General features: G+C 48.2%; 5 protein-coding genes and 1 riboswitch. Of the genes, 4 read left to right on the top strand and 1 reads right to left on the bottom strand.

The window, feature by feature from the left end; all coding sequences use genetic code 11:
- Window positions 1-270: 270 nt before the first annotated feature.
- Complete coding sequence (locus tag HZY94_RS03805) at window positions 271-711, bottom strand: GtrA family protein (protein WP_179925077.1); 441 nt, start codon at window positions 709-711, stop codon at window positions 271-273.
- 29 nt (window positions 712-740) lie between these two features.
- Window positions 741-837, top strand: a riboswitch (PreQ1 riboswitch).
- Between HZY94_RS03805 and HZY94_RS03800 the strand changes: the two genes are divergently transcribed.
- From HZY94_RS03800 to pulA, 4 genes are all read left to right on the top strand, one after another.
- On the top strand, window positions 835-1,344 hold the full coding sequence (locus tag HZY94_RS03800; protein ID WP_179925076.1) for a QueT transporter family protein: 510 nt from the start codon (window positions 835-837) through the stop codon (window positions 1,342-1,344). It overlaps the preceding riboswitch by 3 nt.
- 115 nt (window positions 1,345-1,459) lie before the next feature.
- Window positions 1,460-3,421 (top strand): NAD-dependent DNA ligase LigA, encoded by a 1,962-nt coding sequence (ligA, locus tag HZY94_RS03795; protein WP_179925075.1) that lies wholly within the window; start codon window positions 1,460-1,462, stop codon window positions 3,419-3,421.
- The gene (locus HZY94_RS03790) at window positions 3,421-4,377 is read left to right on the top strand and encodes a diacylglycerol kinase family lipid kinase (protein ID WP_179925074.1); all 957 of its coding nucleotides are present in this window, start codon (window positions 3,421-3,423) and stop codon (window positions 4,375-4,377) included. Before ligA ends, HZY94_RS03790 begins: the two co-directional genes overlap by 1 nt.
- Before the next feature lie 2 nt (window positions 4,378-4,379).
- Window positions 4,380-6,677, top strand: coding sequence for a type I pullulanase (gene pulA / locus HZY94_RS03785; RefSeq protein WP_179925073.1), 2,298 nt, complete (start codon window positions 4,380-4,382; stop codon window positions 6,675-6,677).
- Window positions 6,678-6,839 lie beyond the last annotated feature (162 nt).

The raw sequence follows: 6,839 nt of genomic DNA, 5'->3' as shown, positions 1-6,839 counted from the left end.
ACCAAACCTTAAAATCCATTGTGAATAGAGAATGGACAAGGTCCTTTCTAGATACGTAGTGGTTTTATATTGTTGTATTTCAAAACTAAGCATCCATTATTTTTCAACTTTTGATTTTAAATGAGTATTACTATTGTCTCTCAAAAATCCCGAACGCATCATCATTATTGCGACACACAGTCCCGATATTTGGACGCGTGTGGATAAGGTAGTGGAATTGTCATAGGGATGTTTGATATGTTAGATATGAAAAAGGCTAGGAGCGGAATCCTAGCCTTGATTGTTTGTAAATACAAAGAGTTTGCTGATGAGGTAGTTGAGGACGATAATCAAGACTTGCGAGGTCAGGGCTACAATGGCATTGACGGCTTGCAGGTTATGGTTGACAAATTGTCCGATGATTTCTGGGAATTGGGTGACAAAGAGATAGCTCAGTCCAATGTCTAATAGAAAAGTTGATAAACGGGCCATAAAAAATTTAACCAGACGCTCCCAACGGCCGGGGCTTTTTTGTTTGAAAACAAAGAGCTCATTGGTGATGAAGGCGAATAAGATGGCTAAAATATTGGCGGTGGCAGTTGAGATGACGGCATCTTGGGTCAAGTAGAAGAAAAGGGTTCGGAAGACCAAATAGACAAGAGTCGCTAGGACACCGAAGAAGAGGTAGGATAGGACCTCGTTGTTAAAAAATTTTTGAATAAGTGTTTTCATAGAACCTAGTCTATCATAAAGGAGGAAAATGTGCTATACTGGGACTGTTGCAGATGCAACCCTTGACGCTTCCTTCTTTCGTCAAGCATATTTGAAGCGGAATTGCCGCTAAAGGAGTTTAGAATGAAATCATTAACCACCAAAGATCTGGCTCAGATCTCCCTTGTTGCAGCACTTTATGTTTTGCTGACTGTTTTGCCTCCCTTTAATGCTCTTAGCTATGGAGCTTATCAGTTGCGCCTATCAGAGATGCTGAATTTTTTTGCCTTTTTGCATCCCAAGTATATCCTAGCTCTAACCGTGGGGTGTATGATTGCCAATTTTTATAGTTTTGGGATCATCGATGTATTTGTTGGGGGTGGCTCAACCCTCATCTTTGTTAGCTTGGGAGTCTGGCTCTTTCAATCTTATGTGGGCCGTGGAAAAATCTTGAATGTATTTGATAAGGGCTATTTTTTCTTTTCCCTCTTTTTTGCTAGTTCCATGTTTACGATTGCCTTGGAATTGCATTTGTTGCAAGGGCTGCCCTTCTTTTTGACCTGGTTTACGACTGGTCTGGGGGAGTTGATTTCCCTTTTGGTAGGAGCGCTTTTGTTCCAAAACATGGAAAAACGCTTGCGAACCCTTTTTTAGAATGTACTCGATCGATAAAACAGAGTTTTGTCGATCTTTTTTTTTGTCGAAAAAGACCGATGGGGTTTATAGCTTATCTATTCTTATTTTTAATGGTTCATGATAAAATAAGGGCATGGAAGAAAGAATGATTGAATTGGTCGGGGAGCTGAATCGCTATGCCCAGGCCTACTATGAGCAGGATCAGCCACTGGTCTCAGATCAGGAGTATGATCGTCTTTATCGGGAATTGGTGCAGCTAGAGGAAAAGCACCCAGAGTGGATTCGTCCAGATAGTCCCACCCATCGTGTGGGTGGCAAGGTTCTAGACGGCTTTAGCAAGTATTCACATGTCTATCCACTTTTTAGTTTGCAGGATGCCTTTAGCCTTGAGGAATTGGAAGCATTTGACCAGCGGGTGCGGAAGGAATTTCCGCAGGTTCAGTATGTCTGTGAAATCAAAATTGATGGTCTATCTGTCTCCTTGACCTATGAACAAGGTGTTTTGGTTGTGGGCGCAACCCGTGGAGATGGCCAGGTGGGGGAAGATATTACTGAGAATCTTCGTCGGGTTCAGGATATTCCCTTGCGTCTGGCTCAACCCGTGGATATTACGGTGCGTGGGGAATGTTACATGCCCAAAGAGGCCTTCCGAGACTTGAACCAGAAGCGGGAGCTGGAAGGCGAGACTAGTTTTGCCAATCCGCGGAATGCAGCAGCGGGAACCTTGCGGCAGTTGGATACGCATGTGGTCTCTGAGCGGAAGTTGGCGACCTTCTTGTACCAAGTAGCCAGTCCTTGGGAAGCCAGCAGTCAAGAGGCTGTCTTGGAAGACTTGCAGCAGCTCGGTTTTGTGGTCAATCCGCTGCGTCGGACCGTCGCAAGCATGGCTGAGGTCTGGGATTTTATCCAGGAGATTCAGGCTGTTCGTGAAGAGTTGGCCTATGAGATTGATGGGATGGTTATCAAGGTCAATGATTTAGCCATGCAGGAGGAACTTGGCTTTACGGTCAAATATCCGAAGTGGGCGATTGCCTACAAGTTTCCGGCCGAAGAAAAGGAAGCAACCTTGTTGTCTGTCGACTGGACTGTCGGTCGGACTGGTGTGGTTACTCCGACTGCCAATTTGAGTCCGGTCCAACTAGCCGGGACAAAAGTCAGTCGGGCGACCTTGCACAACCGGGATTATATTCTTGAGAAAGACATCCACCAGGGCGACACCGTTGTGGTCTACAAGGCTGGCGATATTATCCCGGCCGTATCCCACGTTGTTTTGCAGAAACGCCAGCCCGACAGTCAGGCGCTAGCCATTCCTAGCCATTGTCCTAGCTGCCAGTCTGAGCTGGAGCAGTTGGAGGACGAGGTGGCGCTGCGGTGTGTCAATCCCCAGTGTCCGGCCCAACTCAAGGAGCGCCTCAGTCATTTTGCCAGCCGCGCAGCCATGAACATCCAAGGCTTGGGGCCGTCCATGATTGAAAAGCTCTTTGATGCCCAATTGCTGACCAGTGTCAGCGACCTCTACCGCCTGCAGCTGGAGGATTTGGTGGCCCTGGATGGGGTTCAAGCCAAGTCTAGCCAGAAGTTGCTGGATGCCTTGGAAGTCTCCAAGCAGAATTCAGCAGACCGCCTCTTGTTTGGTCTCGGAATTCGTTTTGTGGGGGCTAAGGCCAGTCGTTTATTGTTAGAAAAATTTGAATCACTGCCGGCCTTAAGCCAGGCTAGTGAAGCAGAAATTGTATCCATTGAAGGCATCGGACCAGCAGTAGCCCAGAGCCTGAGTCATTATTTTTCACATGCGGAAGCCCAGCTGTTGCTAGAAGAGTTAGCGGCTGTCGGCATGAATCTCAACTATCTTGGTCAAAAAAAGGTTGAAGATGGTATCCTGACAGGACAAACCGTTGTCCTCACCGGAAAGCTCAGCCGTCTGAAACGGTCAGAAGCCAAGGCCAAGTTGGAGGCTCTGGGAGCCAAGGTAACCGGCTCGGTTTCGAAAAAAACCAGCTTGGTTGTTGCTGGAGAAGATGCGGGGAGTAAGTTAGCCAAGGCGCAGGAACTGGGGATACCAGTTCAAGATGAAGCCTGGTTGGAGAGTTTATAATGGCAGAACCTAGAAAAAGAGCCCGCTTGATTTATAATCCGACATCTGGACAGGAGATTATGAAACGTCACATTGCCAATGTCCTGGATGTCTTGGAAGACCTTAACTATGAAACGTCGGCCTATCAGACGACGCCCCTGCCTTTTTCGGCTCAGATAGAGGCAGAACGAGCAGCTCGAGCTGGCTTTGATTTGGTCATCGCTGCTGGGGGAGACGGGACCATTAATGAGGTTGTGAATGGGATTGCGCATTTGGAGTCCAGACCGCGAATGGCTTTTATTCCGGTTGGGACAACCAATGACTATGCCCGGGCCTTGAAAATTCCGATGGGGGATCCCGTAGCGGCCGCTAAGGTCATTGCACAAAACCAGTTGGTCAAAATGGATATTGGTCGGGCTTATGGAAGTAAACATTTCATTAATATCGCGGCAGCTGGGACCTTGTCGGAATTAACCTACAGTGTTCCTAGTAATATTAAGACCCGTCTAGGCTACTTAGCCTATGTGGCTAAGGGGGCAGAGATGTTGCCGCGGGCCAAGTCGCGGAAGATTCGCTTGGAGCATGATGGCGGAGTCTTTGAGGGTAAGGTGTCCTTAATCTTTGTGGCTCTTACCAATTCGATTGCTGGCTTTGAAAAGCTGGCTCCAGATGCTAAGTTGGATGATGGGAATTTCACCCTGATTATTGTGAAAACAGACCGGATTTTTGACATGATGTCCTTGATCATCCAGGCGATCAATGGTGGCCAGCATGTCACAGATCCTAATGTTATCTATATAAAAAGTAAAGAATTAAAATTGGAAGTGCTGGAAGGGGACCAACAGTTTATGTTGAACCTGGATGGGGAATACGGGGGCGACACCCCGGTGCATCTGGAAGTGCTTCCCAATCATTTAGAATTTTATGCCAATGTTGATGAAATCTCAGATGATGCATTGACGGGCAATCGAGGATAGAAATGCTACAATATCGTGTATTGATTCATTACCATAGTCAGGAAGGACGCTATGCGGGTGTCAATCTCTGGCAATGGAAGGATGGAGATTTAGGGAAGGAAACTCGTTTTTCCAGCTATGACTATTTTGGACTGGCGACGGAAATCACCTATCAGAGCCAAGGGCCAATCTCCACTGCCAAGTTTCTGATTAAGGCACATGACTGGTCCTGGCAGTCCCGGGATTTTGAGGTCAAGCTGTTACCGATTAATCTCAAGACGGAGGTCTGGGTCATTGAGGGAGATGAGACCCTCTATTACTCCAAGCAGGCAGCCATGGCCAGCCCCCAATTTCGCTACCGCAATCCCCATGCCTTTGACATGGCCAACCATAGCCAAGGTTTTGACCAGTACTGGGCCTACCAGGGGTGGCTGGGTGCCCGTTATGAGGCGGAGGCTTCCCTGTTCAAGGTCTGGGCACCGACTGCTAAACAAGTGGACTTGGTCGTCTACACAGCGGCTACCAATGATGCCCCTGTTTGGAAAGTCTACCCGATGGAGCGGGGTAGTGTGGCTTCGACGGATCATCAAAAAAATGATATCGGGGTCTGGTCTGTACGCGTGACCACAGACATTCGGGGATTGGCCTATCAATACCATGTTTACCAGGACTTTGAAGACCACTTGACCAGAGATCCCTATGCCACAGCTGCTACGGAAGACGGTTTTCGTTCAGTCTTGCTGGCAGAGGAGGATCGCGCCATTCCTAATTTTTCCCTAGCAGATGAATCGGAGGCTACTTGGCGCATCGATAATCCGAGTCAGGCTGTGATTTATGAAATGCATGTACGGGACTTGACCAAGTCAGAAAGCTCAGGCGTTCCGGCCAATCTTCGAGGGACCTATCTAGGGGCGGCTTATCCGGGCAGTCACACGGTCAGTGGCCAGCCAACAGGCTTGGATTATATCAAGGAGCTAGGGGTTAACTATGTCCAACTCCAGCCGATTGCAGACCGCTTCAAGCAATATGATTCGGAAGGGCGCGTGCTCTACAATTGGGGCTATGATCCACAAAACTACAATGTTCCGGAACCGAGTTTGTCCAATCATGCTAGCTCACCAGCCCAGGTGATTCGGGATTTCAAAACGATGGTGAAAACCTATCATGACGCGGGTATCGGAGTGATCATGGATGTGGTCTACAACCATGTCTATTCGACCTATGATAGTCCGTTCCAGGCTTTGGTACCGGATTATTATTTCCGCATGGCCTATGATGGTTCCTTTGAAAATGGGACGGGGGTCGGCAGTGAAACGGCTAGTGACCACGCCATGTTCCGTAAATACATGATCGATTCGCTCCGCTACTGGGTTGAGGAATACCAGATTGATGGCTTCCGCTTTGATCTTATGGGCATCCATGATGTGGAGACCATGAACCAGATCCGGAAGGCCATGGACGAGATTGATCCCCGAATCCTTCTTTACGGCGAAGGTTGGGACATGGGAACTGTCCTCGCCCCCGAACAAAAAGCTAAAAAAGGCAATGCCCATCTCATGCCGGGAATTGGCTTCTTTAATGATGACCAACGGGACAGCCTCAAAGGATCCGAAGTCTTCGGACATCTCAAGGCCGGCTTTGTCAGCGGCCAGGGCAGCGAACACCAGGTTGCCGAAGCCTTCAAAGCTAGCCACAAGCTCGGTAGCTATCTGACCCCGTCCCAGGTCCTCAACTACGTTCAAGCCCACGACAATTACAACCTCCACGACCTCCTACAGGAGTTACATCCAGACGAAGACGTTGCCACCCGTTGGCAACGCCAGGAACTGGCGACAGTTCTTAACTTACTCATGCCAGGCATGACCTTTATGGAAGCTGGCCAAGAATTTGGACGGACCAAACTCCTGGCAACGGGTCCAGATGGCGAGGTCACAGCGGCAGACAAGGAACGGGCCATGAATTCCTACAATGCCCCAGACGCAGTCAACCAGATTGATTGGAACCGCCTGGATTTTGTCCTCCAAGCCCTGGACCGCATTCGTCAACTGATCCAGCTCAAGGAGACAGACCCCAACTTTGCTTTTGCGACCTATGAAGAAGTCCTTGAAACCATCGATTTTGGACCAATAGAAGAAGGGTCTGGTCGCTTAGAAGTGATCTTCCGTGGTTCACAAAAGGACTACACCTTACTCGTGACGGTTAAAGAAGCCTGTCCACTAAATCATTTAGCAGACTGGGACCTAGTAGTCTCCAACCAAGAGGTCTGGGATGGACCATCCCTAGAGCCCTTGCATTACGCCTTGTTTGAAGGAAAACATTGATACATAATCCCCTTTCCGTTTTGGAGGGGGATTTTTTGGTTCTATAATAAGTTGTGTGGAAAGCTTTCTCTCCATGCAACTTTTTTTGTAATTCAGAGTGCAAAAAAAAGCAATTCCTAGTAAACTGATAAGTGGAAAAAACATCAGAATAGGAATTGCTTT

Source organism: Streptococcus danieliae (assembly GCF_013415245.1).
Classification (GTDB): domain Bacteria; phylum Bacillota; class Bacilli; order Lactobacillales; family Streptococcaceae; genus Streptococcus; species Streptococcus danieliae_A.
This window is presented reverse-complemented; position numbering and strand designations above follow the sequence as displayed.

Excerpts from the sequence above, each read along its gene's own strand:
- ligA (WP_179925075.1), top strand. The coding sequence starts at position 1,460 with ATGGAAGAAAGAATGATTGAATTGGTCGGGGAGCTGAATCGCTATGCC.
- pulA (WP_179925073.1), top strand. The coding sequence starts at position 4,380 with ATGCTACAATATCGTGTATTGATTCATTACCATAGTCAGGAAGGACGC.
- HZY94_RS03800 (WP_179925076.1), top strand. The coding sequence starts at position 835 with ATGAAATCATTAACCACCAAAGATCTGGCTCAGATCTCCCTTGTTGCA.
- HZY94_RS03790 (WP_179925074.1), top strand. The coding sequence starts at position 3,421 with ATGGCAGAACCTAGAAAAAGAGCCCGCTTGATTTATAATCCGACATCT.
- HZY94_RS03805 (WP_179925077.1), bottom strand. The coding sequence starts at position 711 with ATGAAAACACTTATTCAAAAATTTTTTAACAACGAGGTCCTATCCTAC.